This is a genomic window from Mesorhizobium sp. B2-5-4 (assembly GCF_006441095.1).
Classification (GTDB): Bacteria; Pseudomonadota; Alphaproteobacteria; order Rhizobiales; family Rhizobiaceae; genus Mesorhizobium; species Mesorhizobium salmacidum.
The window spans coordinates 345526-371776 of record NZ_VFUR01000002.1 but is presented as its reverse complement, the minus strand read 5'-3'; the positions used below and the strand labels follow the sequence as shown (position 1 = coordinate 371776).

Here is a 26251-nt window from a genome sequence, read left to right as displayed (position 1 = left end):
TTACGCAGATATAGTTTTGCGGGGCTATTGTCCAATTACGCAGTGTCAAACATCGTCGCCGGGGCCGTTTCCGGGTTCAGGAAAACGCTCCTCGGCCAGGAAATCCGCACCACGGCCCCTTCGCCGAGGCCGCTCGAATTGCGAAAATCGAGCGTGGCGCCAGACCGTTCGAGCAATGTCTTGGCGATGAACAGGCCGAGCCCGAGGCCGCCTCCGGCTTCATTGCCCTGGCGTGTCGACATATAGGGCTCGCCAATGCGGTCGATGATCTCGGGCGGAAAACCCGGGCCGTCATCGGTGATCGAGAAGGAGACCATTGCCTCGTCCCAGCTCCAGCGTATGGTGACGCTCTTGCGGGCGAAATCGACGGCGTTCTCGACCAGGTTGCCGAGGCCGTAGATGACACCCGGATTGCGCCGCCCGACCGGCTCCGGTCCGGTCCGCTCGCCCGGACGAAGCTTGATCGAGATGCCGAAGTCGCGATGTGGCGCGGTGACCTCCTCGACCAACGAGGTCAGCGGCAGGCGGGACAGATGCGCCTCGCCTTCGGACGACAGGCTGGTCAGGCGCTTCAGGATTTCGCGGCAGCGCTCGCTCTGCGAGCGCAGCAGCTTCACGTCTTCCCCGTATTTCGGATCGGTGCCGAGCGCCTTCTCCATTTCCTTGACGACCAGCGTGATGGTGGCGAGGGGCGTGCCGAGTTCGTGCGCGGCGGCGGCGGCCAGGCCATCGAGCGCGGAAAGGTGCTGCTCGCGCTGCAGCACCAGTTCGGTTGCGGCGAGCGCGTTGGCCAGAAGCCGGGCTTCGGCGGCCACCCGGAAAGCGTACATGGCGGTGAAGGCGATGGACGACAGCACCGCCATCCACATGCCGGCGACATACACGAAGGGCATCGCCAGCGGCGCGTCCTCAGGCCAGGGCAGCGGCAGATGGCGGAAGACCAGCAAGGTCGCCGCTATCATCACCAGCCCGCCAAGGATGGCGGTGAGGCGAAGGGGCAGCGACGTTGCCGAAATGACGACGGGCACGGTCATCAGCAGCGAGAACGGATTGGTCAGGCCGCCGGTCATATAGAGCAGCCCGGCTAGCTGCAGGCTGTCGAAGATCAGGATGCCGAAGGCTGCGAACGGAGTGAGCCGGTGCGCGGCCGGAAACCGGAAGGCCAGAAACAGGTTCATCCAGGCCGAACAGGCGATCAGGGCAAAACACAGGCTGACCGGCAGCGGGAATTTCAGGCCGTAAGCGACGACGAGCACCGTCACGCTCTGTCCGACAATGGCCAGCCAGCGCAGCCGGATCAGCGTGTTGAGGCGCAGTCGCTGGCTCTGCTGGAAATCGGGCGTGTTCAGGATGTTGATCATGGCAATGGATTACAGCCGTGGGAGGAATAGCGCCAGTAGCGCTGTCAGCCCGAGCCCTCCCCAACTTCGTCATCCCTGGGCGAAGCAGGAGCGAAGCTCCGTCGCGGAGGCCCTGGGATCCATGCCGTGACCTTAGCCGGAGCGTGCAACGGAGCAGAATTCTGCACCGTCGCGTGGCCTTGATGTCGCGGCATGGATCCTCGGGTCTACGCTGCGTCGCTACGCTCCTTGCTTCGCCCGTGGATGACGAAATGATGGGCGCCAATCGCCAAGGCGTGCGTTATCCCCAAGGCTAGGTCCCTCGCGGTTTGGCGCGGGCGGTGGCGGCGGCGAGTAGCGGGTTTTCCGGCCAGACATGTTTGGGATAGCGGCCGCGCATGTCGGCACGCACATCGGCCCAGGAGCCGCGCCAGAAGCCGGGCAGGTCGCGCGTCGTCTGGATGGGCCGGTGCGCCGGCGACAACAATTCGAGCGTCAAAGGCACGGTACCGTTGGCGATCGAAGGATGGCGGTCGAGGCCGAAAAGTTCCTGGACGCGGACCGCCAGCACCGGCCATTCGCCGTCGTAGCGGATCGGCACGTGGCTGCCCGACGGAGCGTCGAAATGGGTCGGCGCCAGCGTCTCGACCTTGCGCTGCAGGTCGTGCGGCACGAGCGACGCCAGCCCGGCCGGGACAGTGCCGGGGTCGATGGCGGCCAGGGATGCCGCACCGGACAGAAACGGCAGCAGCCAGTCGTCGAGGCGTCCGATGAGTGCTTCATCCGACATGTCCGGCCAGGGCGCGCCTAAGCCTTTGTACAGCCAGGACAGCCGCTGGCGCAGCGTCTGAGCCTCCTTGCTCCAGGTCAAAAGGGAAAGCCCATGCTCGCGCAAGGCCTCGATGATGGCGCGGTCGGCATCGGCGCCGGCCGGCGCCGGCAGCATGCGTTCGACGAGCGTGATGGCGCCGAGGCACTCGGTTTCGCGCACCCGCACGGCGCGGCGCTCGCGGTCGAAACTCGTCTGCCTGCGCGTTTCGATCTTGTTGCCAAGCGTCGACCGGATGTCCTCCTCGCCGATTGCCGCCGCCGCCGTGATGCGGGCATTCTGCGCCTTGCCCTGCAGGTCGGCGACGACCAGAAAGGGTTCACCCGCCAGCGGATCGGCGGCATCGAGCATGGCGCCGGAGCCATTGGCCAGCACGAAACGGCCGCGCTCGCCGCGCGCCTTGGCGACGCGGTCCGGCCAGGCATGGGTGAGCAGGGTTCCGGTTGGAACAGCTCCGCTGGTCTTCGCACCGCCTGCCTGACTGGCCAGGCGCTCGGCAAGCTGGCGCGCCGACGCGGCACGCGGCGATTTTTCGCCGCGAAAGCGCATCAGCCGCCGTTCGAGGTCGGCACCGTCGCCGCCGAGGCCACGCTCGGTGAGCAGCACGGCAAGCATGGCTGCTTCCTGCGCCTGTCCGGCCTTCGCCGCCTCGGCGACCATATGCGCCAGCCGTACCGGCAGAGCGAGCTTGCGCATCGAAGCGCCCGCGTCCGTCAAGCGGCCTGCCTCGTCGATGGCATCGAGTGCGCGCAACAGCGCCCTTGCTTCATTGAGCGCGGGAGCCGGCGGCGGATCGAGGAAAGCGAGCGTCCTGGGATCGGCGACACCGAAGGCGGCGCAGTCGAGCAGGAGGCCGGATAGGTCCGCCTCAAGGATTTCCGGCGGCGTGAAGGCGGGAAGTGCCGCCGTCTGCTCAGCCCGCCACAGCCGATTGGCGACGCCGGCCTGCGTACGGCCGGCGCGGCCGGCGCGCTGGTCGGCGGAAGCCTTGCTGACGCGCACTGTCTCCAGCCGTGTCAGGCCGCTGGCCGGCTCATAGCGTGGCAGCCGCGACAGACCGGAGTCGATGACGACGCGCACGCCGTCGATGGTGATGGAGGTTTCGGCGATCGAGGTCGCCAGCACCACCTTGCGGCGGCCCGCCGGCGCCGGCTTGATTGCCGCGTCCTGCGCCTTGCCGTCGAGCTGGCCATAGAGCGGGACGATATCGGTGTCGGCGCCGACCTTGCCGGCCAACCGCTCGGCGGTGCGCTCGATCTCGCGCTGGCCAGGCAGGAAGGCAAGCACGCTGCCGCTCTCGTCGGCAAGCGCGGAGCGGATTGCCTTGGCCATGGCATCCTCGATCGGCATCCCGGCCGGCCGTTCGTCGTAGCGGACATCGACCGGGAAGGCACGGCCCTCGCTTTCGATCACCGGCGCGCCCGACAGGAGTTTCGCGACCCGTGCGCCGTCGAGCGTTGCCGACATCACCAGCAGACGCAGATCCGGCCGCAGCGCGCCTTGTACATCGAGGGCGAGAGCGAGACCGAAATCGCCGTCGAGCGAGCGCTCGTGGAATTCGTCGAAAATGACGGTCGAAACGCCGGGCAGCTCAGGGTCGTCAAGAATCATGCGCGCAAGCACGCCCTCGGTGACGACCAGGATTTTCGTCCGCGCCGAGGTGCGGTTTTCCATACGCATGGCATAGCCCACCGTGGCGCCGGGCTCTTCCCCCAGTAATTCGGCCATGCGGCGCGCCGCGGCGCGGGCGGCAAGCCGGCGCGGTTCGAGCAATACGATCTTGCCCGCGCCCAGCCAGGGAGCATCGAGCAACGCCAGCGGCACCAGCGTGGTCTTGCCGGCACCGGGCGGTGCCACCAGCACGGCGCTGTTGCCAAAGCCGAGCGTCTCGCTCAGCTCCGGCAGCACGGCGGATACCGGAAGCTCCGGCAACGGTCTGGTCGTCATTGCGATCGCATATCAGCGGTCGCGGGCACCGTGCAACTCGTGAAAGTCGCGCCGGTCAAAGCCGGGCTCGCGCAAACGGATTCCAACGCACCGTACCCAGCCGCGCTTCCTCGCGCACCAAGCAGCAGGCGAACAGCGTCGAAAAGAAGCCAATCTCGAACACCGTGAATTGGCCGCCCAGGCTCTTGATAACGGCATCGCTGCCCGAATAGCTTGCATAGGCGATCGGGGCGAGCAGGATTCCGTTCGGTACGTTTTTCATTTCCGGGGAGAGAAAGTTGAAAATACTGGCGCTCGGTGCGCATGCGGACGACATCGAGATCTTCATGTTCGGTACGATGGCCGCCTATGCCGCCCAAGGCGCGGAACTCAGTTTTGCCGTAGCCACCGATGGTGCCAGGGGCGGCAAGAGCGATCCCGCTGTCCTGGCTCGGGTCCGCCGTGAGGAAGCGATGGCCGCGGCCGCGCTGCTGGGGGCGGCGGCGCGCTTCCTCGATTTTCCCGACGGCGGGCTGGTGGCCGACGCCGCACTGATCGATGCGCTGAAAACACTGATCGGCGAAATCGGGCCGGATCTTGTGATCACGCACGCGCCCAACGACTATCACGCCGACCATCGCGCGCTGTCGGACGGCGTGCGCATCGCTGCGTCGTTCGGCGTTCCCGTGCTGCATGCCGACACGATGGGCGGCACCGGGTTCTCGCCGACCCACTATGTCGATATTTCCTCCCATGCCGATATCAAGGCCAGGGCGATCCGCATGCATCAGTCGCAGGACCCCGATCGCTTCGTCGATATCGCGCTGACGCAGAACCTTTTTCGCTCGGGCCAATGCAATGGCGCGCAAGGCTCGCTGGCCGAAGCCTTCCGCTTCGAGCCGACGTTTCCATTCGGCGACATCCGCGCGCTGCTGCCGCCGGCGCCGCCGATCCGGACGGTGATGGTGAGCACCAAGCGGGTCGACTGACGTTTCGGACGCGTCCACAATCCGCGCTCATCCGACCGGGCCTTCGGCGCTTTTCCCAACGTTTTCAGAGACCGGCTTCAGTATGTTGCGGCGCAGCAACGAATTCGCTTGCCTTGTTTAGTAAAAATTGCATCACTAAACAAATTACTAAACATCCGCGGCGCAACGATGCCGCCGTGTTTGGGCCTCTGAGGAGAGAGGTTGAGGTTCTTGAGACCGCCATCCGGGCGTGTTTCACAAATGGGAGGAAGGCATGAAATCGAGATTGAAACTGGCGTTGGGACTGACCTCGGCGATCGCAGCGTCGACAGCCGTCTCGAACGCCGCGCACGCTGAAGACCTGACGCTGTGCTGGGCCGCCTGGGACCCGGCCAACGCGCTTGTCGAACTGTCCAAGGATTTCACCAAGGAAACCGGCATCGGCATGAAATTCGAATTCGTGCCGTGGACCAACTATGCCGACCGTTTCCTCAATGAGCTGAACTCACACGGCAAGCTCTGCGACCTGATCATCGGCGACAGCCAGTGGATCGGCGGCGCGGCCGAGAACGGCCACTACGTCAAGCTGAACGACTTCTTCGACAAGGAGAAGATCAGCATGGACGACTTCGTGCCGGCGACCGTCGTCGGCTATTCGGAATGGCCGAAGAACACGCCCAATTACTGGGCGCTGCCGGCCATGGGCGACGTTGTCGGCTGGACCTACCGCAAGGATTGGTTCTCCAAGCCCGAGCTGCAGAAGGAGTTCAAGGAGAAGTATGGCTGGGACCTCGGCCCGCCTACGACCTTCGAACAGTTGAAGCAGATCGCCGAATTCTTCCAGAAGCGGCAGGTCGACGGCAAGACAGTCTATGGCGCCTCGATCTACACCGAGCGCGGTTCCGAAGGCATCACCATGGGCGCCATGGACGTGCTCTACAGCTATGGCTTCCAGTACGAAAACCCGAAGAAGCCCTACGAGATGGAAGGCTTCGTCAACTCCGAGAAATCGGTGAAGGGGCTGGAATTCTACAAGGCGCTCTACGACTGCTGCACCCCTCCGGGCGCCTCGAACAGCTACATGGGTGAAGGCGTCGATGCCTTCAAATCCGGCCAGGTGGCGATGCACATGAACTTCGCCTTCACATGGCCGGGCCTGCAGAAGGACGAGAATGTCGGCGGCGACAAGATCGGCTATTTCGTCAATCCCAAGGGGCCGGACGGCGACCAGTTCGCCCAGCTCGGCGGCCAGGGCATTTCGGTGGTGTCCTATTCCGACAAGCAGGAAGCGGCGCTGAAATACATCAAGTGGTTCGCCAACAAGGACGTGCAGGCCAAGTGGTGGTCGCTCGGCGGCTATTCCTGCCTGAATGCGGTGGTCAAGGATCCGAAATTCCCGGCCAGCCAGCCCTATGCTCAAACCTTCCTCGACTCGATGGCTATTGTGAAGGACTTCTGGGCCGAGCCGAGCTACGCACCGCTGCTGCAGGCGTCGCAGAAGCGCTTCCACGACTATGTCGTCGCCGGCCAGGGTTCGGCCAAGGATGCGCTCGACGGGCTGGTCAAGGATTGGACGCAGGTCTTCCAGGACGATGGCAAGATGTAGCCGCGAGGCAATATCCAGGCTCCTCCCGAGCTGTGACCGCCGCGTCCCGTGCCGACCTTGGCACGGGACGCGGTTCAGATAAATTCCATCCCAGAGACGCCCAAGTGACCGAAGCAGGACTTACCATGCTCAATCGGACCGCGGAGAACGTTGCCCGGGCAACCCCGGAACCGTTGGCGCGCAAGGTCCGGGGCATCAGCGACAAGGGCCTCGCCTGGCTGTTCATCTCGCCGACGATCCTGTTACTGCTCGCCATCAATATCTTCCCGCTGTTCTGGGCGATCTATCTGTCGTTCACCAATTTCCGCGCCAACCGCCCCAACGAAGTGGTGAAGAACCTCGGTTTCGCCAACTACCAGCGCATCCTCGGCGACCAGGACATCTGGATCGCTATGCAGACGACGGCGCATTTCGTGTTCTGGACCATCCTCTTGCAGACGCTGATCGGCTTCACACTGGCTTGGCTGATCGACAGGAAGTTCCGCGGCCACGCCTTCTGGACGACGCTGATCCTGGTGCCGATGATGCTGTCGCCGGCGGTGGTCGGCAATTTCTGGCGCTTCCTCTACGAGCCTCAGATCGGGCTGTTCTCTTATGTGATCTCGTTCGTGTCGGGCATTCCGCCGACAAGCATCCAGATGCTCTCCAACGTCTCGCTGGCACCGTGGTCGATCATCATCGTCGACACCTGGATGTGGACGCCATACGTGATGCTGATCTGCCTCGCGGGCCTGCGTTCCATCCCTGAATACATCTATGAGGCGGCCGAGGTCGACCGTGCCTCCAACTGGCGACAGTTCTGGTCGATCACCCTGCCGATGGCGCTGCCCTTCATCATGCTGGCGGTGCTGTTTCGCGGCATCGAGAACTTCAAGATGTTCGACATGGTCAATCTGCTGACCGGCGGCGGACCGGGCTCCACCACCGAGGTGGCCTCGATCACGCTGAAGCGGCAGGCCTTCGAAAGCTGGCGCACCGGCTATTCGTCAGCCTTCGCCATCATCCTGTTCGTCGCGGTGTTCGGTCTCGCCAACATCTACGTCAAGGCGCTTAACAAGGTGAAGCAGAGATGAGCCTGACCACTGCCCATTCGGTCGTCGCCCCCTCGGCAGGTTCGAAGCGCATCGCCGGTGCCATCATCATCGCCTACGCGCTGATCTCGATCGTGCCGCTGTTGTGGATCTTCGCCACCAGCTTCAAGACGCCGCCGGACTCGATCGCCTATCCGCCGAAGATCGTGTTCCAGCCCAGCATCGAGGGCTACTGCAATTTGTTCACGACGCGGACCAGGCAGACGCCGGAATACATCAACTCGCTCGGACCGGCGACCGGCTTCTGCGACGAGACGGTGCGCAAGCGCAACATGGTGATCGCCGGCCCGTCCAACTTCCTGCCGCGCTTCATCAATTCGCTGGTCATCGCCTTCGGCTCGACCTTCTGCGCCGTCTTCCTCGGCACGCTGTCGGCCTATGGCTTCTCGCGCTTCAAGGTGCCGCTCGCGGACGACCTTCTGTTCTTCATCCTGTCGACACGCTTCATGCCGCCGATCGCGGTCGCCATCCCCATCTATCTGATGTACCGCGAGCTTGGGCTGTCGGACACCGCGCTCGGCATGATCCTGCTCTACACGGCGGTCAACGTATCGCTGGCGGTCTGGCTGCTCAAAGGTTTCATCGACGAGATTCCGCGCGAATACGAGGAAGCCGCCATGATCGACGGCTACACGCGGCTGCAGGCCTTCTGGCGCACCGTGCTACCGCAGGCGACCACCGGCATTGCCGCGACCGCCATCTTCTGCCTGATCTTCGCCTGGAACGAATACGCCTTCGCCGCGCTCCTGACCTCGGGCACGGCGCAGACGGCGCCGCCCTTCATCCCGACCATCATCGGCGAAGGCGGACAGGACTGGCCGGCGGTGGCGGCCGGCACGACGATCTTCCTGGTGCCTATCCTTGTCTTCACCATCCTGCTCCGCAAGCAATTGCTGCGCGGCATCACCTTCGGCGCGGTACGCAAATGAGCATGACCAAGCCCATCAAACGCAAGTCGCGCTGGCCGCGCTGGGCAAGGCGCGGGCTGATGGAAAACATCGCGACCGCACTGATCGCCATCGGCTTCCTGATGCTGTTCCAGCCCTTCGCGCTGTCGCTCTACACCTATTCCTTCATCACCATGCTTGCCGGCACGGTGATGTTCATCGTCGTCTCGAAATTCCCGGAATAATCATGGCCGAAATCCGCGTCCAACATCTGAGAAAGGCCTTCGGCGATTTCGTCGCGGTGCAGGACTCCAACTTTGTCGTCGAGGACGGCGAGTTCTTCGTCATGCTCGGGCCATCGGGTTGCGGAAAGACGACGACCTTGCGAATGATCGCCGGGCTCGAGCTGCCGATGCGCGGCCAGATCCTGCTCGGCGGCGACGACGTCACCATGCTCCGGGCCCGCGAGCGCGACATCGCCTTTGTCTTCCAGCTGTTCGCGCTCTATCCGCACATGAATGTGCGCAAGAACATCGGTTTCCCGCTTTTGGCGCAAGGCATGCCGTCGGCCGAGATCCGCACCCGCGTCGAGGAGACCGCGAAGCTTCTGCGCATCGACCATCTGCTCAACAAATCGGTCTCGGGACTGGCGGGCGGTGACCGCCAGCGCGTCGCGCTCGGCCGCGCCATCGTGCGGCGGCCGAAATGCTTCCTGATGGACGAACCGCTGGGGACCCTCGACACCGAATTCCGCGATTTGATGGTCCATGAGTTGCGCGAGCTGCACAACCGTATCCATGCGACGACTGTGTACGTCACACATGACCAGATGGAAGCGATGTCGATGGCCGACAAAATCGCCGTCATGAACCACGGCGTTATCGAGCAGTTCGGCACACCGCGCGAGATCTACGACCGCCCCGCTACCATGTTCGTCGCCGACTTCATCGGCTCGCCGCCGATGAATTTTCTGGGCTTCGGCGGCGGGCTCGCCAAAGGTGCCAAGGAGATCGTCGTCCAGGGTGCCAAGGTAGCGGTGCCGGAAGTGCGCGAGGACATCGCGCCGGCCGACATGGCGCTCGGCATCCGGCCTGAGCACATCCGCTTCGACGATGCCTCCAAGCTGCGCGGCGCGATCTACGGCACCGAATATCTCGGCACCACGCAGATCGTGGCGGTGGAGACGGCGGACGGCATCATCAAGGCGCGCGTGCCGGCCGAAATTCGACTCAACACCGGCGACCATGTCGGCCTGACGCTGAACAGCGCGCGGCTGTCGCTGTTCGACAAGGGCTCCGGGCGCGCGGTGAGGACGGCGATCCACGATACTGCTTCGGAGCGGAGAGTGCAGTATGGCTGATGTGCGCATCAAGGGCGTGACCAAGAATTTTGGCGAGCAGACCGCCGTCAACAGTCTCGACCTGCATATAACGGACGGCGAATTCGTCGTGCTGCTCGGACCGACCGGCGCCGGCAAGACGACGACGCTGCGGCTGATCGCCGGGCTGGAGCGGCCGGATGCCGGAACGATCGAGATCGGCGGCCACAATGCCACGAACCTGTCGCCGGCCGAGCGCGACACCGCTTTCGTCTTTCAGCAATATTCGCTCTATCCGCATTTGTCGGTGTTCGACAACCTCGCCTTCCCCCTGCGCTCGCCGGCGCGGAAAATACCGGAAGACCAGATCCGCCGCCGGGTCGAGGAGGTGGCGAAGATGGTGCGCATTCATCACAAGCTTGGCAACCGGTCGACGAAATTGTCGGGCGGCGAAATGCAGCGCGTCGCCATCGGCCGCGCGCTGGTGCGCAAGCCGTCCATCTACCTGATGGACGAGCCGCTGTCGTCTCTGGACGCCAAGCTGCGCGCGGATCTCAGGCTCGAATTGAAACGCATCCAGTCCGAGCTCGGCGCCACCATGCTCTACGTCACGCACGACCAGATCGAGGCCATGACCATGGCCGACCGGATCGGCATCCTCGCCGACGGCGTGCTGGTGCAGATCGGCTCACCACGAACCATCTATTCCGAACCGGCAAACCTGCATGTCGCGGCACGGCTTGGCCAGCCCGCGATCAATCTTCTGCCGACGGGGCTTCTGCCTGATAGCGGCGCGCCGGCCGGCACCAGGACGATCGGCGCACGCACCGAGCATCTGGCTATCGAGAAAGCCATGCACGGCCATGCCGACGGCGTCGTCGACTGGGTCGAACATCTCGGCGACCAGAACCATCTGCATGTGACAGTGGGGCCGAAGAAACTGGTGACGCTGACCGATCCCGACACGGATCTGGCGCAAGGCGACAAAGTGATGATCCGCTACCGGTCGCCGCTCTATTTCGGCGCCGACGGACAACGACTGATGTGAATGGTTTTCGGCATCCCCGCCAAGGTGATGCCAGCTTCTGATTGACGATTGCGAAATACGGGACGAATTCGATGAAGCACTTTTTCAACCGCAGGGAAACGATCGTCACCGAGGCGCTGGACGGATTGTTGCGCACCATTGGCTCAGGCGACCTCGCGCGCCTCGACGGCTATCCCGAGATCAAGGTCGTGCTGCGCGCCGATTGGGACAAGTCCAAGGTTGCCATCGTCTCCGGCGGCGGCGCCGGGCACGAGCCGTCGCATGCCGGCTTCGTCGGCAAGGGCATGCTGACGGCTGCCGTCTCGGGCGAGATCTTTGCCTCGCCAAGCGTCGAAGCGGTGCTGGCGGCCATCCGCGCGGTCACCGGGCCGGCGGGTTGCCTGCTGATCGTCAAGAACTACACCGGCGACCGGCTCAATTTCGGCCTGGCGGCCGAGAAGGCGCGCGCCGAAGGCTTTCGTATAGAAATGGTGATCGTCGCCGACGACATCGCGCTGCCCGACATTGCCCAGCCGCGCGGCGTTGCCGGCACATTGTTCGTGCACAAGATATCAGGCCATCTGTCGGAAGCGGGCAAGGATCTGGTATCCGTCGCGGCGGCCGCGCGTGCGGCGGCAAAGGATATCGTCTCGCTCGGCATGTCGCTGTCGTCCTGTTCGATCCCAGGCCAACAGCACGAAGACAGGTTCGGCGCCGACGATGGAGAGCTTGGACTAGGCATCCACGGCGAGCCCGGCGTTGAGCGCATCGCGGTGCAAAGCGCCGACCGGCTGGTGGCTGTTATGGCGGAGCGGCTCGTGGTGCGGCTCGACCCGACGGCCACCTATGCCTTGCTGATCAACAATCTGGGCTCGGTGCCTCCGCTCGAAATGTCGCTGGTTGCCAATGCGGTGCTTGCATCGCCGCTCGCCAAGACCGTCAAGCTGACGATCGGCCCCGGGCCGCTGATGACGGCGCTCAACATGAACGGTTTCTCACTGTCGCTGATCAAGCTCGATGCGGCGCGAGAGGCTGCCTTGCTGGCACCGGTCGGCCCGCATGCCTGGATGCCGGCAAAGCCGGTCGTTGCGCCTGCTGTCGAACCTATGACCAAGGCAGCCGGACAAGGCGCGGCGCGCAAGGCCAGCCAGGATGCAGGCACCAGGCGCTTGATCGCCACTGTCTGCGAAAGGCTGATTTCGCTCGAAGCGACATTGAACGGACTGGACGCCAGGGCGGGCGACGGTGACACCGGCTCGACCGTGGCGACCGGCGCGCGCAGCATCCTCGAACGGCTCGATACGCTGCCGCTTGCCGGGCCGGCCGCGACCCTTGGCGCGATGGGCGATATCCTGAGCGCCTCGATGGGTGGCTCCAGCGGCGTGCTGCTATCGATCTTCTTCACGGCGGCGGCGCAGGCAATGGACAGTGATGCGAAGCTATCCAAGGGGCTGCTCGCCGGGCTTGAACGAATGACCTTCTACGGTGGCGCAGAACCGGGCGATCGCACCATGGTCGACGCGCTGGAGCCGGCCTTGAAGGCGCTCGACGGCAAGGGTCTGGAGGAAGCCGCGATAGCGGCCCGACGCGGCGCCGAGGCCACAGCCGCGATGGACAAGGCCAAGGCCGGACGGTCCGCCTATGTCGGCGCCAAATTGCACGGCGTGGTCGACCCCGGCGCCCATGCGGTGGCCGAAGTGTTCGCGGCCGCCGCCACGCTGCTAGTCACGGCCTGACGCATGCACCAGTTGTCGAACGACCGTTCTTTCGCTACTGCGGGCAAGGTGGAAACCGGGAATTCGGGCGACATGACGGCGCTGGACCTTTCGAGGCTGATCACGGCGGCCGCGGACACGATTGCCGCTCACGCCGAGGAATTGACGGCGCTCGACCAGGCGATCGGCGACGGCGACCATGGGCTGAACATGAAGCGCGGCTTCGAAGCCGTGCGCGCCGAGGCCGATGCGTTCGCGGCAAAGCAGCTGCCCGACGCCCTGAAGGCGATCGGCACCAAGCTGGTGATGACGGTGGGCGGTGCCTCCGGCCCGCTCTTCGGCACGCTGTTCATGGCGCTCGGCAAGGAGATTTCGGCGGAGCCCGACCATGCCAACCTGACGGCTGCCTTCGGCAAGGCGATCGAAGCGGTGGCCGCGCGCGGCAAGTCACAAGTCGGCCAGAAAACAATGCTCGATGTGCTGCAGCCCGTGCGTGACGCGTTGGCCGGGGGAAAGACGGCGGCTGAAATAGCCGACATCGCCGACGCCGCGGCCGAAGCGACCGTGCCGATGAAGGCGCTGCGCGGCCGTGCCTCGTTCCTCGGCGACCGCTCCATCGGCCATATGGATGCCGGCGCGCGCTCGACCGCGCTGCTGGTGCGCACGGTGGCGCAAATCATCGGGGACAAAGCATGAGCAATGTCGGGATCGTGATCGTGTCGCATTCGCCACTGGTCGCGGAGGGCACGGCCGACATGGTACGCCAGATGGTGGGCGACGAAGTGCCGCTTGCTTGGTGCGGTGGAAATGGCCATGGCGGGCTCGGCACCAATGTCGAGGCGATCATGGGCGCCATCGACAGGGCCTGGTCGGAAGCTGGCGTTGCCGTCCTTGTCGATCTCGGCGGCGCCGAGACCAACAGTGAAATGGCGGTCGAGATGATCGGCGAGCCGCGTGCGCACAAAATCATCGTCTGCAACGCGCCGATCGTCGAGGGCGCGGTGATGGCGGCGACCGAGGCATCCGGCGGCGCCTCGCTGCGGGAAGTGGTCGCGACGGCGCACGAATTGTCGCCGTCGTGAGTGAACGGGATTTTTGAAGACATGTCGGAAACCGCCGAAGCGACCGTCCTGATCACCCACGATGTGGGCCTGCATGCGCGTCCTTCGGTGAAGTTCACCAAGCTGGCCAAGAGCTTTGCCGCCGACGTGGAAATTGCACTCGCCGCCAACGGCCCATGGTTCGATGCCAAGAGCATCGTCAAGGTGATGGCGGCCAAGGCACCGAAGGGCACGGTGCTGCACATCAGGGCCAAAGGCGATGGTGCCGATGATGCTGTCCGCGCGCTGATCGAACTGGTGCAGCGCGATTTCGACGAGGATGCCGGCCATGTCCGCTCGGCTTGAGTGCGATCCATGCCTTGGCCTACCCGCTGGGAATGCGGGCCATGCGCATTGAGGGTGTTCCAGCCTCGGCCGGCTATGCCGAGGGGCCTCTGTTCGACCTCGGCCGGCCTGCAAGCATCTACGCGAGCAAGGCAAGCGCTGCGGAAGAGAAGATGTCGCTGGAGGCAGCGATCGGCAAGGCGGTGAACCGGCTCGTGGCCATGATCGAAACCGCCGACAGCGATGCCGCCGGCATACTCGAATTCCACCTCGCCATGCTGGAAGACGACGCGCTTAGCGGACCGGCCTTCGCGTCGATCGCTTCCGGAAAACCCGCCGACGTGGCCTGGCGGCAGGCACTCGATGCCGAGATCGCCGGCTACGACGCCTCGGACCAGGATTATTTCCGCGCCCGCGCCACGGACCTGCGCGACATCAGGGATCAGGTGCTGCGCGCCCTGACCGAGGACGGTGGCAGCACGGCACCGGCCGGCGCCATCCTCCACGGCGAGGACATCGCGCCGACGCGCTTTCTCGAAACCGACTGGAGCCATGGCGGCGGCATCGCGCTGGAGGCAGGCAGCACCGCCAGCCACGTCGCCATGCTGGCGCGCTCGCGTGGCGTGCCGATGGTCGTGGGTCTGCGCGAGCCGCTCACCGCTGTTGCCGGCATCGCGCTGCTCGACGCGGAGCACGGCAATATCGTTCTGGCGCCCTCGCCTGTGGAGATCGGCTCGTTCCGGCAGGCATCCTCCGCCTTCACCGCCCGCCAAGGCGACGCGCGCACCTTTCTGGCACGGCCTGCGGCGACGAAGTACGGCACCGCGGTGCGGGTGCAGGTCAACATCGCCGACCCCAGCGATGTCGAGGCCATCGACATCGCGACTTGCGACGGTGTCGGCCTGATGCGCACGGAATTCCTGTTCGGCAAGACGCTGCCGGATGAAGAGACCCAGTATCACGCCTATCGCAAAGTGCTGGAATGGGCCGGCGAAAAACCAGTGACGATCCGTACCGTCGATGCCGGAGGCGACAAGCCGGTGCCGGGCTTCACCGTCGAGGAAGGCAATCCGTTCCTTGGCCTGCGCGGCATCAGGCTGTCGCTGGCCAGGCTCGACATATTCCGTGTTCAAATCAGGGCATTGCTGCGCGCCGCACCACACGGCAATCTCAAAGTCATGTTTCCGATGATCGCCACATCAGAAGAGTATGAACGCGCCGCCACCCTGTTCGCCGAGGAACGGGCAGCCCTTGCCGCGCGCGGCATCGCGCAAGAAATGCCGCCGCTCGGCATCATGGTCGAAGTGCCTTCGGTGGCCATCGCGCCGGAGGCGTTCGCCGGCGTCGCCTTCCTGTCGATCGGTTCCAACGATCTGACGCAATATGTAATGGCGGCCGCGCGCGACAATGCCGCTGTGGCCCACCTGAATTCTGTTCGTCATCCCGCGGTGCTTAGGCTAATCGGTTCGGTCTCGGCCTTCGGACGGGAAACCGGGATTCCCGTCAGCCTGTGCGGGGATGCCGGCGGCGACCCCGCCTCGATCCCGTCGCTGCTGGAGGCCGGCCTGCGCGATCTCTCGGTCGCGCCGGCGCAACTCGCCATGGCCAAGGCGGCCATCGCGGACGTCCCGGTCTAGGCGGCAGGCATGATCGATATCAAACCCGAGCCCGGCTCCGAAGAAGCGATCCGCGCCTACAAAACGATCCTGTCGCAGGTCATCGACCAGCGTCCGTCCGGCATGCGCCAGCGCCTTGCCGACGCGCTTGGCAAGCACCGCAGTTTCGTCACGCAGATTTCGAGCCCCACCTATTCGATCCCGATTCCGTCGAAGCATCTGCCCGCCATCTTTTCCGTCTGCCATTTCAGCCAGGCCGAGCGGGACCAGTTTCTCGCCGCCTACCATCAGGCCCATCCAGGGAAGATCTCGATCGCCGCGGGCGCGCGCAAGACAAGGCACGTTTCGCTCATCGTGCCGGATTTCGGCGACGACAAACAGAATGCGGCGCTCGACCGCGCGATCAACGAATTCATCCAGAAGGTCACCAGCATCACCGGCAAGAGTGGCTAATTGACCCCTTGATGTCAGGCTATTTCGGGAGGAGACGGCCGTGAAGAAATTCATGAACTCGGTGGACACGGTGCTGACCGAGAGCCTCGACGGTTTCGTGGCCGCTCATGCCGACATCCTGGTGCTAGGCGAGGAGCACAAATTCATCCGCCGCAAGATGCTCAAGCCGGGCAAGGTGGCGCTGATCTCCGGCGGCGGCTCCGGCCACGAGCCGCTGCATGGCGGCTTTGTCGGCCATGGCATGCTGGACGCGGCCTGCCCCGGCCAGGTGTTCACCTCGCCGACGCCGGGCCAGATGCTGGCCGCCGCGCAGGCTGTCGACACCGGCGCCGGCTGCCTGTTCATCGTCAAGAACTATGAGGGCGACGTGATGAACTTCGACATGGCGGCGGAAATGTCGGAAGGCGTGCTTCAGGTGGTGACCAATGACGACGTCGCTGTCGAGAATTCGTCCTACACGACCGGACGGCGCGGCGTCGCCGGCACGCTGGTGGTGGAAAAGATGGTCGGCGCCGCCGCCGAGCACGGGCTGGCGTTGCCGGCGTTGAAGGCGCTGGGCGAGCGTGTCAACGACGCGACCCGCTCGATGGGCGTGGCGCTGACCAGTGGCACCGTGCCGGCGGCCGGCAAACCGACCTTTGACATCGGCGATGGCGAGATGGAATTCGGCGTCGGTATCCATGGCGAGCCCGGCCGCCGCCGCGACACCTTGAAGAGCGCCGATGCGATCGCGCAGGAGATCTGTGCCACGATCCTTGGGGATCTGGATGGCCAGGCGAAAGGCCCGGCGCTGCTGTTCGTCAACGGTTTCGGCGGCACGCCGCTGATGGAGCTCTACTTGATGTACAACAGCGCTCGCCGGATTTTCGAGAAGCATGGCGTGACGATTGCCCGCTCGCTGGTCGGCACCTATGTCACCTCGCTCGACATGGCCGGCTGCTCGATCACGCTGACCCTGCTCGATGACGAACTGACGGACTGGTGGGACGCACCTGTCCACACGGCCGCGCTGCGCTGGGGCCTATAAGGCTGGCTTCGGCCGCGCTTTTCTGCAACCATTCTGGACAATCCACTTAGCCATGGATTTGCCCGGGTTGATGCTGCCCTCCCTCACCTTCGCCGAAGAAAGACTGCTGCTGCGCTTGGCCGATCCGGAGGCCGCGGCGGTCGAGGACAATTTGTCGGCGAAGGCACTGTCGGCGTTGCTCGACAATGCCGAATTCCACGGTGTCCTGCCGATTATGCTGCGTAAGCTCAGGGAGCGCGGCGACGCGCGCCTGCCTCAAGATTCAGGCCTGCAATCCAAGCTGGATGATCTGCGCCAGAAGGCGACGATCGCCACCGGCCATTCGATGCTGCTGCAGTATCATGGTGACCGCATCATGAAGGGGATGGCGGCGGAAGGCATTCCGGCGCGGATCGTCAAGGGACCGGTCTTCGCGCGAAAACTCTATCGCAACATTTCCGACCGGCCGTTCACCGACATCGACATCCTCGTCGAGCCCGCCAACCTTGCGCGGGCAAACCAGGTGATCGCGGCGTCAGGCTTCGAGCTTGGCAGCAACGAAGCCGAATCCTACCAGCTGCAGGAGTTCAAATGGCAGGAGAAGGAGAACTCCAGCCTGCTGGTCGAGCTGCATGGCGACCTTGTGCACGACACCGGCATGCGGCGGCGCCTGTCCCTGGGCTTTCGCGAGCTGGGCATCATTGACGGCGAGGCGACGGACACGCCGGCAGCCCTTTTGACGATCGCCATCGTGCATGCGGCAGGGGGGCATAAATTCCACCGGCTGCAGCTTTGTGTCGACGTGCTGCAAGGCGTACGGGCGCTACAGTCGCCGAAAGCCGAGGAACGCTTGCTCGACGCCGCCCGCATGACCGGCATCGAACTCGAACTGGCGATCGTGCTCAACGTGACCGGCCAGTTGTTCGACGAATCGCATGCGCTCGAACTCGCCGCTCGGATCAAGCCCGACCTGTCGATACGGCTGGCCAAAAAGCTGATCACGACGAACACGCTGCTCAGGGTCAATTCCCGGGAGAAGATCGGCTCGCGCCTGCGTCGCGATGCGTTCCGCTGGATCCAGCGGCTGGCCAAGGCCAGGTCATACGCGGCTTGAAGTGGCCGTCAGTCCCGTGACGTCAATATGGCGCTTATCAGCGCCGCCGCATCGGCCGGACGCGCGCCCACTTCCAGGGTGAAGGCCGGCACCGAGGAGACCAGCTTGCCGATCGTCGCCAGCCGGCGTTTCTGCAGCGGCAGCAGGCCGGTCATGCCGGTGCGGACATTGTCCATCGCCAGCGCCACCGTCGCGTCGGTCCGGGCCATGGGCGTGAGCCGGGTTTCTTCGTCGGCCGATCGCGCAAGGTGCAGGAGTGCTGCTACCGGACGGGCGGTCGGGTTCTCGATTTTTATGATCCCACCCAGCTTTTCCAGCGAAACAGCCTGTTCGCCGTTACGGTCCCAGGACGGCCCGAGACATGGCGCCACAAGCGGGATCATCCGCGCGGTCTTCTCATGGATCTTGACGTGGCGGGGCAAACCCCAGGCAACAGGCCTGGCGGAAGCGACATCCAGGATCATGGCATCGTCGGAGCACAGGCCGAATCCTTGCGTTGCCAAGGCCAGCGATGTGGTGGTCTTGCCGGTACCGCTCGGGGCATGGACCAGCACGACGGCGTCGCTGCCCGGCAGCGTCAGGCCCGCCGTGTGCAGCATATGTTGGCCGCCGGCATCGAGTGCTGCGTCCAGCATCAGCATCGATGGCGTCCAGGCGGCCTTGCTGTCGGGCACGATGCGGAGTCGAGCCCAGCCCTTCTCGTTGATCTCGACGGTCTGGCGCCCTGGCAAGACCAGATGCACGCTGGCGCCGTCCGTGATCATCCGGCAGTAGCCGTCGTCCGGTATCTCGCCGTCAAAGACCAGGGATCCGGCGGGTGTCTCGTCCAATGTTTCCGCCTCGACGATGTCGAGATGAAAATCCGCTTCGGTCGAACCTTCGACGCGCAGGCTGGCGAGCATCCTGTCGAAGCCCAGCCATAGTCCGGCGCGGTCGGCCGAAATGCCGAGGACATGACCGTTGAGATCATAGAAGGCGCAAGGTCTGGTCAAGCGGCGCGCACTTTCGAGGCGCGGTCATGGTGGCGATAGATCTCGACCATGCCGGGAAGGCTGTCGCTGACCACCGGCCTGCCGTCGAGGCAGACCCAGCAATGCGCCGACAGCCGCGACGCTTGCAGCGACTTCGGATCGACGCCGAAGCGCAACTCCGGATCGAAGCCGGCAAGGCGCAGGAAACGGTGGCCGAGCAGTCCTTCCCGCAGGCATCTGCGGTCGCGCATCAGCCAGGGACGGCGCACGGCACGGTTGACACGGGCGATAATGTAGGGGGCTGGCAAGCCGCGATAGGGCGTCGGCGAAGCGAGCGGCGCCCATTTCAGCACCTCCTCGAAGCTGCGGTTGGCAATGAGGACCGGCATCAGCCGCGCGCTTGCCCAGAGATGGCAGCGAAACAAGGCGCGCAAGAGAGGACTGTCCGCCATCAAACAGTCCTTTCAGCTATCGAGTCCTGGAGCGGCGAGAATGCCTTCCGAAACAAGATCGGTGGCCAGCGCCGCCATGTCCTCGTCAAGCGTGCCCTTGTCGACCTCGAACTCCTCGCAAAGCAGGCCGACGATCTGGCCGAGGTTGCGCGCGCCATCCACCTTGTCGAGAAAAGCTTCGGTCGTGCCGTTGCAGGTATAGAGTTGACCGCTGCGCGCCAAAAGCACGACCGCGCCGTCGCCGACATGCTGAACCGAGGCATCGTCCGCCAGCCGCAGAACCGTTCCAGAGGCAATCTCCATCACGAACCCCAAAAGCGATGCAAAACCCCGAAATGAGATAGCGCGGTGGTGGGGCGCTGTCTATCGGCCGGCGGGGGTATGGCCCGCAGGCCTCTATGTTTGCGATAGGCTCTCGTCAGGCCGCAACGTCCATCCACGGCCGAAATCGTCCCAGAAACAGTCGTCGGAATGACGCGGCAGGCGAGTGCGTTGACCGGCAAGACCGTTGCTTTTCTTCCCTTGGGTAAGGTAAGAACTCCCCGGGACCTGGGGAGATAAGCGTATGCGTTACAATTGGGAGCGGGCTCCAACGACTTTCGAACGTCATCGAAAAGCTCTTGCGACAGCCATTTTGATCTTCGGCGGTGTCGGCCTCATGCTGGTGGCCTTGCCGATCTAGCGCCGTCGACATTCGCCCAACGAATCCGGCTTGTTAGACGGCAATCGACGGATTGTTCAGCGGGGTTGTCCGGTCACCGCTATGAAGCGGTGTTCGCGGGATTCCGACAGGCTGTAGGAGGTCGGAGAGTTCCTCTAGCCTGGTCCCGATCGACCATCCCCGATCGACCATTGATGGGGCATGCGCTCACATTCTGCCGCTCGATATCGTTTTCGACAGCGGGCATCCCGCTCAGGACAAGACCGCTTCAAACGAAAAACAGGGAAGACAGCGCCGGAAAAAACAGCATAGGCTGTTTGCAAAGACGGCAAATGGTTTCCGGGAGGTTACGGATGGCTTCACGCTATCACGAGGTCTATGACGGCTGGAAACGCGACCCGGAAAAATTCTGGGCGGAGGCGGCCGAGGCCATCGACTGGTATTCGCCTTGGGACAAGGTGTTCGATACCGCCGCCGGCGTCTATGGCCGCTGGTTCACCGGCGCGACCTGCAACACCTGCTACAACGCCCTTGACCGGCATGTCGCCGGCGGGCGGGCCGACCAGATCGCACTGATCCATGACAGCGCCATCACCGGAACGGTGAAGAAGTTCACCTATGCCGAGTTGAAACGCGAAGTGGTGGCGCTGACCTCGGTGCTCAAGAACCGCGGCGTCGGCAAAGGCGACCGCGTCATCATCTACATGCCGATGGTGGCGGAAGCGGCCATCGCCATGCTCGCCTGCGCCCGCATCGGCGCCGTGCATTCGGTCGTGTTCGGCGGCTTTGCCTCACATGAGCTTGCCACCCGCATCGACGACGCAAAACCGAAACTGATCATCTCGGCCTCCTGCGGCCTGGAGCCGGGCCGGGTGGTCGCCTATAAGCCGCTGCTCGACAAGGCGATCGAGATGTCCCGCCACAAGCCGGACGCCTGCCTGATCCTGCAGCGCGACCAGTTGCGCTGCGATTTGAAGGACCATTTCGACATCGACTATGCCGATGCCGTCGCCCGCGAACGGGCGGCCGGCGCCAATGTCGACTGCGTGCCGGTGCTGGCGACCGACCCGCTCTACATCATCTACACGTCGGGCACAACCGGCCAGCCCAAGGGCATCGTGCGCGACAATGGCGGCCACATGGTCGCGCTGAAATGGACGATGGACAACGAGTTCGGCGTCAAGCCGGGAGAAGTGTTCTGGGCGGCGTCCGACGTGGGCTGGGTGGTCGGCCATTCATACATCGTCTACGGACCGCTGCTGCATGGCTGCACCAGCGTGCTGTTCGAAGGCAAGCCGATCGGCACGCCCGATGCCGGCACCTACTGGCGGGTGATCTCGGAGCATGGCGTGGTCGCGTTGTTCACCGCGCCGACCGCCTTCCGCGCCATCAAGGGGCAGGACCCCAAGGGCGAGTTCGTGCCGAAATACGATCTGTCCAAATTCCGCACGCTGTTCCTCGCCGGCGAGCGCGCCGACCCCGAAACCATCAAATGGGCGGAACAGAAGCTCAACGTGCCGGTGGTCGATCATTGGTGGCAGACCGAGACCGGCTCGCCGATGACGATCAATCCCGCCGGGCTCGGCCTGCTGCCGGTGAAATACGGCTCGCCCGGTGTGCCCATGCCGGGTTACGACATCCGCGTGCTCGATGATGCCGGCCACGAGGTGCAGCGCGGCACGCTGGGCAATGTCGTGGTCAAGCTGCCGCTTCCGGCGGGCTGCCTGCCGACGCTGTGGAATGCCGATGCCCGCTTCCGCCAGGCCTATCTCGATGAGTTCCCCGGCTTCTACAAGACGGCCGATGCCGGCATGATCGACGAGGACGGCTATCTCTACGTGATGGCCCGCACCGACGACATCATCAACGTCGCCGGGCATCGGCTGTCGACCGGCGCGATGGAAGAAGTGCTGGCCGCCCATCCCGACGTCGCCGAATGCGCCGTCGTCGGCATCGCCGATGCGATGAAGGGCCAAATTCCGCTGGGCTTCGTTGTGCTGAACGCCGGTGTCGCGCGCGAAGGCGGCGCCATCGAGAAGGAGGTCGTCGCGCTGGTGCGCGAGCGTATCGGCCCGGTCGCCGCCTTCAAGACGGTGGTGACCATCAAGCGGCTGCCCAAGACGCGGTCCGGCAAGATCCTGCGCGGCACCATGCAGAAGATCGCCGACAAGGAAGCTTGGACGATGCCGGCGACCATCGACGACCCCGCCATCCTCGAGGAAATCACGGCGGCGCTGAAGGCGCGTGGCATCGGCGTGTAGGGAGCACTGCCGGCATCTGGGTGGCGCTACCGTTCCGCGATGTTGCGGCGCTGCGAACTTTTGTGACGGCCGCAGGGCGGGACGGCCGAAACTTTGCGCAATCTCGAAATGAGAGCGGCGGCCTATCTCAGGCCGCTGTCTTCGACCGCACTTCCGACTTGTCGAGATAGTAGCTCGAGTACTTGTCGAAGAATTTCTCCGACGCGCCGAACGATCCGTATTTGACCAGCTTCTTCAGATCGACCTTGTTCAGCACCGCGCCGACGATCTTGTTGGCGACATAGGGCTCGGATTCCAGCATGGAGCGCACCATGGCGCGCGGCGTGCGGCCCCATTCGGCGACCAGAACGAAGCCGTCGACGAGCGGCGCGAAGGCCTTGGCGTCGACCACCGGCCCCAGCGGCGGCAGATCGACGACGATGTATTCGAACGTCTCCTTGGCGTTCTCGATGAAGCGCCGCATACCGGCCGAGGAGAGAAGCTCGCTGGTGTGCGAGAAATGCCCACGCGACACCGCCGGAATGATCGCCAGCTTGGTCTGCCTGTCGATCTTGCCGACGGACTGCCAGGTTTGACCGCTCACCACGGCTTCCATCAACCCTTGCTCGGCTTCCATGCCGAGGCTGCGGCTGAGGCCCGGATTGCGCAGGTCGCCGTCGATGAGCAGCGTCCTGGCGCCGTTGGCGGCGAGCAGACCGGCGAGATTGGCCGCGACCGTCGACTTGCCTTCGCCGGGCAGGACCGAGACCACGCCGATGACGCGGCTGGCTTGCCCTTCCATGACGACATCGAAAGCGATCTTGGCGCTGCGCAGCGTTTCGGAGAACATCGACGCCGGAGCGTCGATGCTTACCCGCATTCGCGCGCGCCTTTCAATGGCGGCCGGCGATCTGGCGACCTTGAGATCGGGCTCGTCCGGTTTGTCTTCCTTCGTCGGTTTGCTGCCGATGGTGGGCAGGTAACCGAGGAATTTGAGGCCAACGCGGTCGCGCACCTCGTCGCCGGTCCTGAAGAACCGCTCGTTGAACTCGTTGAGCCCGCCGAAGCCGGCGCCCATCAGAACGCCGAGCACCAGCGAAAGGCCGAGCACGATGACGGTGCGCGGGCTCGAGGCGGCAAGCGGCGTCGACGCATCCGAGATGATGCGGATCTTGCCGACCGGGAAGGATTGCTGCTGCGCGGCTTCCTCGTAGCGGCCGAGGAACGTCTGGTAGAGTGTGGTCAGCGCCGTCGCCTTCTGGTCGAGCTCGCGCAGCTTCACCTGCGACTGATTGTCGATGGAGCTCTTGCCTTGCGCGGCGGCGACATTGGCCCTGAGCGCGGTCTCGCGCGCCAGCGCCACCTCATATTCGTTGCGATAGTTTTGGGTCAGTTGCTTCAGTTCGCCGAAGATCTGCGCCGATATGTCGGCCTTCTCCTTGGCGAGCGCCACCGCCTGCGGATGCTGCGGGCCGAAATTCGCCTCCACATCCTGCTGCCGCTTGGCGACGGTGAGATAGCGCGTCTTCAGCGCCGCGATGACTGCGCTGCTTGGCTGGTCGCTGGATATGGCGGCGTCCTTGAAAGCGTTGTCCGAACCGCTGTCGACGATCGACTTGTACTGCTGATAGCGGGCGCTGGCACGTGCCGTGTCGGCCTGCGCCACGATGAGCTGGGCGTTCAGGTCGGCGAGCTGCTTGTCGCTCATCAGCTGGCCGTCGCTGTTGGCGGAGAGGCCGTGTTCGGCCCTGAATTTCTCGACCGCCAGCGATGCCTGCTGCGAGCTCTCGCGCAGTTCGGTCAGCCGGCCCTGCAGCCAGACCGCCGCGCGCTCGGTGGCGTCGAAGCTGGCATCGAGCTGATCGGCGAGATAGGCGTCGGCATAGGCCTTGGTGATGGCTTTCGCCAAACCCGGATCCGTCGCTTGATAGCCAAGCGCGATGACGTAGCTTCGCCCGACGCGATCGGCCCGGATCTCGTTCTGCAGCTTGAGGATGGCATAGTCGCGTCGCGACGTGGCGATCAGCGCATCGCGCGCGGCGGGGTCGAGCTTGGAGATATCGCCGACGCCCGGCGTGGCCTGGCTCGGATGGACATACTGGATCAGACCGCGGATCATCCCGACGCCCTGGGCAAGCGCCGACTGGGGCGGGTTCATGAACGCGTCGTTCTGGTCGAGCTTGAGCTTGTCGACGACCACGGCGGCGAGCCGGGTCGAGGTCAGGATCTCGATCTGGCTCAGGATGGCCGAATCGGTCTGCATGGTTGTCGATGCCGCCGAGATGTCGTCGACGATCTTGTTCAGGCCCTCATCGATCAGCACGCTGGAGACCGACACAAATTTTGGCGGCGTCGTCTGCAGATAGAGCAAGCCCAGGAAAAGACCGATGATGGCGCACACGCCAACCACCTTGGCCTGCCGTGCGGCCATGCCAAGCAGCCGCTCGATATCGATGAAGTCGTCGCCGTCTCCTGCGTCCGAATTCGGCAATGGCATCCTCTTGTCGAGAGGAAAATTGGCATAATTCATCTTCGGTCCAATTCTGGCTTGTCTCGCTCGCGGGCCCCAGAAAGATCGGGAGCATTGGCGGACGCGACACACGCTTGGTGCCGGACAGCGAGGAGCCGACCGGCCCCTCCGCCGTCAGCCATCCGACAATGCTCCCGAAAGATGGGCATTATGCGGCTTCTTCCTGGCGTTCATGCGTCCGGACGAACTCCCGGAGCATCTCGAAAACCGGGCCCTTCATGTCGTCGCGCGCCAGCGCGAAGGCGATATTGGCCTGGATGAACCCCTCCTTGGAACCGCAGTCGAACATGCGGCCCTTGAAAGGCTGGGCAAAGAATGGCTGCTCCTGCGACAGGCGGACCATGGCGTCGGTCAGCTGGATCTCATTGCCGGCGCCGCGTTGCTGGTTGCCCAGAAGCTGGAAGATCTCGGGCTGCAGGATATAGCGGCCGTTGATGTAGAAGTTCGACGGCGCGTTGGCCGGCGCCGGCTTTTCGACCATGGCCGTCACCTCGAAGCCGCCGCCAATGTCGGCGCCACGGCCGACGATGCCATATTTGTTGGTCTCGGTCGGATCGCAGCGCTCGACGGCGATGACGTTGCCGCCGGTCTCGGCATAGAGGTCGGTGATCTCGGCCAGGCATCCGCGCCCTCCGAAGGAGACCATGTCAGGCAAAAGCAGGGCGAAGGGCTCGTTGCCGATGACCTCGCGCGCGCACCAGACGGCATGTCCGAGGCCTTGCGGCGATTGCTGGCGGATAAAGGAGGTGGCGCCGGCCACCGGAAGCAGGCTTTCCAGCGACTGCAATTGCGCCTTCTTGCCGGTCTGCTCCAGGGTTCCGATCAATTCCGGATGGAGGTCGAAATAGTCCTCGATGACCGCCTTGTTGCGGCCCGTCACGAACACGATGTGTTCGATGCCGGCCTCGAAGGCCTCGTCCACCGCGTATTGCACGACGGGCTTGTCGACTACGGGAAGCATTTCCTTCGGCATCGACTTGGTCGCCGGCAGGAACCTTGTTCCAAGCCCCGCCACCGGTATCACGGCCTTCCTGATTTTCTTCATCGCAAATTCCTTCTGAGGAGATCGACTTCAGTCCATTCACAGGCCACGAAAAATCCCTTCATGTGCCTGCA

Annotated in this window: 23 protein-coding genes and 1 pseudogene; 16 read left to right on the top strand and 8 right to left on the bottom strand. The window is 64.2% G+C overall.

Features of this window, described 5'->3' with window-relative positions; translation table 11 throughout:
* Positions 1–35 precede the first annotated feature (35 nt).
* The 3 genes and pseudogenes from FJ492_RS04325 to FJ492_RS29535 all read right to left on the bottom strand — a co-directional run.
* Positions 36–1361: an ActS/PrrB/RegB family redox-sensitive histidine kinase gene (locus FJ492_RS04325; RefSeq protein ID WP_181165861.1), complete on the bottom strand. Its 1326-nt coding sequence runs from the start codon at positions 1359–1361 to the stop codon at positions 36–38.
* A gap of 292 nt (positions 1362–1653) precedes the next feature.
* Positions 1654–4116, bottom strand: a complete 2463-nt coding sequence (hrpB, locus tag FJ492_RS04320) for an ATP-dependent helicase HrpB (RefSeq protein ID WP_140768637.1) — start codon at positions 4114–4116, stop codon at positions 1654–1656.
* A gap of 127 nt (positions 4117–4243) precedes the next feature.
* Positions 4244–4378, bottom strand: a pseudogene (locus FJ492_RS29535) (EamA/RhaT family transporter); the annotation flags it as partial.
* A gap of 16 nt (positions 4379–4394) precedes the next feature.
* On the opposite strand from FJ492_RS29535, the gene FJ492_RS04310 reads away from it, so the two are divergent.
* The 15 genes from FJ492_RS04310 to FJ492_RS04240 all read left to right on the top strand — a co-directional run bounded on the left by FJ492_RS04310 (position 4395) and on the right by FJ492_RS04240 (position 18281).
* Positions 4395–5084, top strand: a complete 690-nt coding sequence (locus FJ492_RS04310; RefSeq protein ID WP_140716482.1) for a PIG-L deacetylase family protein — start codon at positions 4395–4397, stop codon at positions 5082–5084.
* Between the two features lie 253 nt (positions 5085–5337).
* Positions 5338–6669, top strand: coding sequence for an ABC transporter substrate-binding protein (locus FJ492_RS04305; RefSeq protein ID WP_140768635.1), 1332 nt, complete (start codon positions 5338–5340; stop codon positions 6667–6669).
* 125 nt (positions 6670–6794) lie between these two features.
* On the top strand, positions 6795–7742 hold the full coding sequence (locus FJ492_RS04300) for a sugar ABC transporter permease (protein ID WP_095771946.1): 948 nt from the start codon (positions 6795–6797) through the stop codon (positions 7740–7742).
* Positions 7739–8689, top strand: a complete 951-nt coding sequence (locus FJ492_RS04295; protein WP_027142892.1) for a carbohydrate ABC transporter permease — start codon at positions 7739–7741, stop codon at positions 8687–8689. Before FJ492_RS04300 ends, FJ492_RS04295 begins: the two co-directional genes overlap by 4 nt.
* A complete protein-coding gene (locus FJ492_RS04290) occupies positions 8686–8892 on the top strand; it encodes a hypothetical protein (RefSeq protein ID WP_140506591.1) in 207 nt (68 codons plus the stop codon). Before FJ492_RS04295 ends, FJ492_RS04290 begins: the two co-directional genes overlap by 4 nt.
* A 2-nt stretch (positions 8893–8894) precedes the next feature.
* Positions 8895–10007 (top strand): ABC transporter ATP-binding protein, encoded by a 1113-nt coding sequence (locus FJ492_RS04285; RefSeq protein ID WP_140506593.1) that lies wholly within the window; start codon positions 8895–8897, stop codon positions 10005–10007.
* Positions 10000–11013 carry an ABC transporter ATP-binding protein gene (locus tag FJ492_RS04280; protein ID WP_140746197.1) on the top strand — a complete coding sequence of 338 codons (1014 nt, stop codon included), beginning with the start codon at positions 10000–10002 and terminating at the stop codon, positions 11011–11013. The genes FJ492_RS04285 and FJ492_RS04280 overlap by 8 nt, the downstream gene beginning before the upstream one ends.
* Before the next feature lie 71 nt (positions 11014–11084).
* A complete protein-coding gene (locus FJ492_RS04275) occupies positions 11085–12728 on the top strand; it encodes a dihydroxyacetone kinase subunit DhaK (RefSeq protein WP_140768633.1) in 1644 nt (547 codons plus the stop codon).
* 72 nt (positions 12729–12800) lie between these two features.
* Positions 12801–13403 carry a dihydroxyacetone kinase subunit DhaL gene (dhaL, locus tag FJ492_RS04270; RefSeq protein WP_140506885.1) on the top strand — a complete coding sequence of 201 codons (603 nt, stop codon included), beginning with the start codon at positions 12801–12803 and terminating at the stop codon, positions 13401–13403.
* On the top strand, positions 13400–13789 hold the full coding sequence (gene dhaM, locus FJ492_RS04265) for a dihydroxyacetone kinase phosphoryl donor subunit DhaM (RefSeq protein ID WP_140506598.1): 390 nt from the start codon (positions 13400–13402) through the stop codon (positions 13787–13789). Before dhaL ends, dhaM begins: the two co-directional genes overlap by 4 nt.
* 21 nt (positions 13790–13810) lie before the next feature.
* Positions 13811–14113 carry an HPr family phosphocarrier protein gene (locus FJ492_RS04260; RefSeq protein ID WP_140506600.1) on the top strand — a complete coding sequence of 101 codons (303 nt, stop codon included), beginning with the start codon at positions 13811–13813 and terminating at the stop codon, positions 14111–14113.
* Between the two features lie 41 nt (positions 14114–14154).
* Entirely contained in the window at positions 14155–15729 is a 1575-nt protein-coding gene (ptsP, locus tag FJ492_RS04255; RefSeq protein WP_181166573.1) for a phosphoenolpyruvate--protein phosphotransferase, read from the top strand.
* A 9-nt stretch (positions 15730–15738) separates the two neighbouring features.
* Positions 15739–16161, top strand: a complete 423-nt coding sequence (locus FJ492_RS04250; RefSeq protein ID WP_140506603.1) for a hypothetical protein — start codon at positions 15739–15741, stop codon at positions 16159–16161.
* A gap of 40 nt (positions 16162–16201) precedes the next feature.
* The gene (dhaK, locus tag FJ492_RS04245; protein ID WP_140768631.1) at positions 16202–17188 is read left to right on the top strand and encodes a dihydroxyacetone kinase subunit DhaK; all 987 of its coding nucleotides are present in this window, start codon (positions 16202–16204) and stop codon (positions 17186–17188) included.
* 70 nt (positions 17189–17258) lie between these two features.
* Positions 17259–18281, top strand: coding sequence for a nucleotidyltransferase family protein (locus FJ492_RS04240; protein ID WP_181166572.1), 1023 nt, complete (start codon positions 17259–17261; stop codon positions 18279–18281).
* Between the two features lie 8 nt (positions 18282–18289).
* Here FJ492_RS04240 and FJ492_RS04235 read toward each other — a convergent pair whose 3' ends face one another.
* The 3 genes from FJ492_RS04235 to FJ492_RS04225 are packed head-to-tail and all read right to left on the bottom strand — an operon-like array spanning position 18290 to position 20007.
* On the bottom strand, positions 18290–19273 hold the full coding sequence (locus FJ492_RS04235) for a serine kinase (RefSeq protein ID WP_140768627.1): 984 nt from the start codon (positions 19271–19273) through the stop codon (positions 18290–18292).
* Complete coding sequence (locus tag FJ492_RS04230) at positions 19270–19704, bottom strand: lasso peptide biosynthesis B2 protein (protein ID WP_140716462.1); 435 nt, start codon at positions 19702–19704, stop codon at positions 19270–19272. Before FJ492_RS04230 ends, FJ492_RS04235 begins: the two co-directional genes overlap by 4 nt.
* 12 nt (positions 19705–19716) lie before the next feature.
* Positions 19717–20007, bottom strand: coding sequence for a PqqD family protein (locus FJ492_RS04225; RefSeq protein ID WP_140506612.1), 291 nt, complete (start codon positions 20005–20007; stop codon positions 19717–19719).
* A 711-nt stretch (positions 20008–20718) separates the two neighbouring features.
* On the opposite strand from FJ492_RS04225, the gene FJ492_RS04220 reads away from it, so the two are divergent.
* Positions 20719–22626, top strand: coding sequence for a propionyl-CoA synthetase (locus tag FJ492_RS04220; RefSeq protein ID WP_140768625.1), 1908 nt, complete (start codon positions 20719–20721; stop codon positions 22624–22626).
* Between the two features lie 127 nt (positions 22627–22753).
* Here the strand turns inward: FJ492_RS04220 and FJ492_RS04215 are convergent, their stop codons facing one another.
* On the bottom strand, positions 22754–25135 hold the full coding sequence (locus FJ492_RS04215) for a polysaccharide biosynthesis tyrosine autokinase (protein WP_140768623.1): 2382 nt from the start codon (positions 25133–25135) through the stop codon (positions 22754–22756).
* Between the two features lie 148 nt (positions 25136–25283).
* Positions 25284–26180, bottom strand: coding sequence for a UTP--glucose-1-phosphate uridylyltransferase (locus FJ492_RS04210; protein ID WP_140506618.1), 897 nt, complete (start codon positions 26178–26180; stop codon positions 25284–25286).
* Between the last annotated feature and the right edge of the window lie 71 nt (positions 26181–26251).

What these genes read in the sequence shown, in the direction of transcription:
- dhaM (WP_140506598.1), top strand. Translation starts at nt 13,400, where the DNA reads ATGAGCAATGTCGGGATCGTGATCGTGTCGCATTCGCCACTGGTCGCG.
- FJ492_RS04280 (WP_140746197.1), top strand. Translation starts at nt 10,000, where the DNA reads ATGGCTGATGTGCGCATCAAGGGCGTGACCAAGAATTTTGGCGAGCAG.
- FJ492_RS04230 (WP_140716462.1), bottom strand. Translation starts at nt 19,704, where the DNA reads ATGGCGGACAGTCCTCTCTTGCGCGCCTTGTTTCGCTGCCATCTCTGG.
- FJ492_RS04260 (WP_140506600.1), top strand. Translation starts at nt 13,811, where the DNA reads ATGTCGGAAACCGCCGAAGCGACCGTCCTGATCACCCACGATGTGGGC.
- FJ492_RS04305 (WP_140768635.1), top strand. Translation starts at nt 5,338, where the DNA reads ATGAAATCGAGATTGAAACTGGCGTTGGGACTGACCTCGGCGATCGCA.
- hrpB (WP_140768637.1), bottom strand. Translation starts at nt 4,116, where the DNA reads ATGACGACCAGACCGTTGCCGGAGCTTCCGGTATCCGCCGTGCTGCCG.
- FJ492_RS04225 (WP_140506612.1), bottom strand. Translation starts at nt 20,007, where the DNA reads ATGGAGATTGCCTCTGGAACGGTTCTGCGGCTGGCGGACGATGCCTCG.
- FJ492_RS04210 (WP_140506618.1), bottom strand. Translation starts at nt 26,180, where the DNA reads ATGAAGAAAATCAGGAAGGCCGTGATACCGGTGGCGGGGCTTGGAACA.
- FJ492_RS04215 (WP_140768623.1), bottom strand. Translation starts at nt 25,135, where the DNA reads ATGAATTATGCCAATTTTCCTCTCGACAAGAGGATGCCATTGCCGAAT.
- FJ492_RS04275 (WP_140768633.1), top strand. Translation starts at nt 11,085, where the DNA reads ATGAAGCACTTTTTCAACCGCAGGGAAACGATCGTCACCGAGGCGCTG.
- FJ492_RS04290 (WP_140506591.1), top strand. Translation starts at nt 8,686, where the DNA reads ATGAGCATGACCAAGCCCATCAAACGCAAGTCGCGCTGGCCGCGCTGG.
- FJ492_RS04285 (WP_140506593.1), top strand. Translation starts at nt 8,895, where the DNA reads ATGGCCGAAATCCGCGTCCAACATCTGAGAAAGGCCTTCGGCGATTTC.
- FJ492_RS04295 (WP_027142892.1), top strand. Translation starts at nt 7,739, where the DNA reads ATGAGCCTGACCACTGCCCATTCGGTCGTCGCCCCCTCGGCAGGTTCG.
- FJ492_RS04240 (WP_181166572.1), top strand. Translation starts at nt 17,259, where the DNA reads ATGCTGCCCTCCCTCACCTTCGCCGAAGAAAGACTGCTGCTGCGCTTG.
- FJ492_RS04250 (WP_140506603.1), top strand. Translation starts at nt 15,739, where the DNA reads ATGATCGATATCAAACCCGAGCCCGGCTCCGAAGAAGCGATCCGCGCC.
- dhaL (WP_140506885.1), top strand. Translation starts at nt 12,801, where the DNA reads ATGACGGCGCTGGACCTTTCGAGGCTGATCACGGCGGCCGCGGACACG.
- FJ492_RS04325 (WP_181165861.1), bottom strand. Translation starts at nt 1,361, where the DNA reads ATGATCAACATCCTGAACACGCCCGATTTCCAGCAGAGCCAGCGACTG.
- FJ492_RS04220 (WP_140768625.1), top strand. Translation starts at nt 20,719, where the DNA reads ATGGCTTCACGCTATCACGAGGTCTATGACGGCTGGAAACGCGACCCG.
- ptsP (WP_181166573.1), top strand. Translation starts at nt 14,155, where the DNA reads ATGCGCATTGAGGGTGTTCCAGCCTCGGCCGGCTATGCCGAGGGGCCT.
- FJ492_RS04300 (WP_095771946.1), top strand. Translation starts at nt 6,795, where the DNA reads ATGCTCAATCGGACCGCGGAGAACGTTGCCCGGGCAACCCCGGAACCG.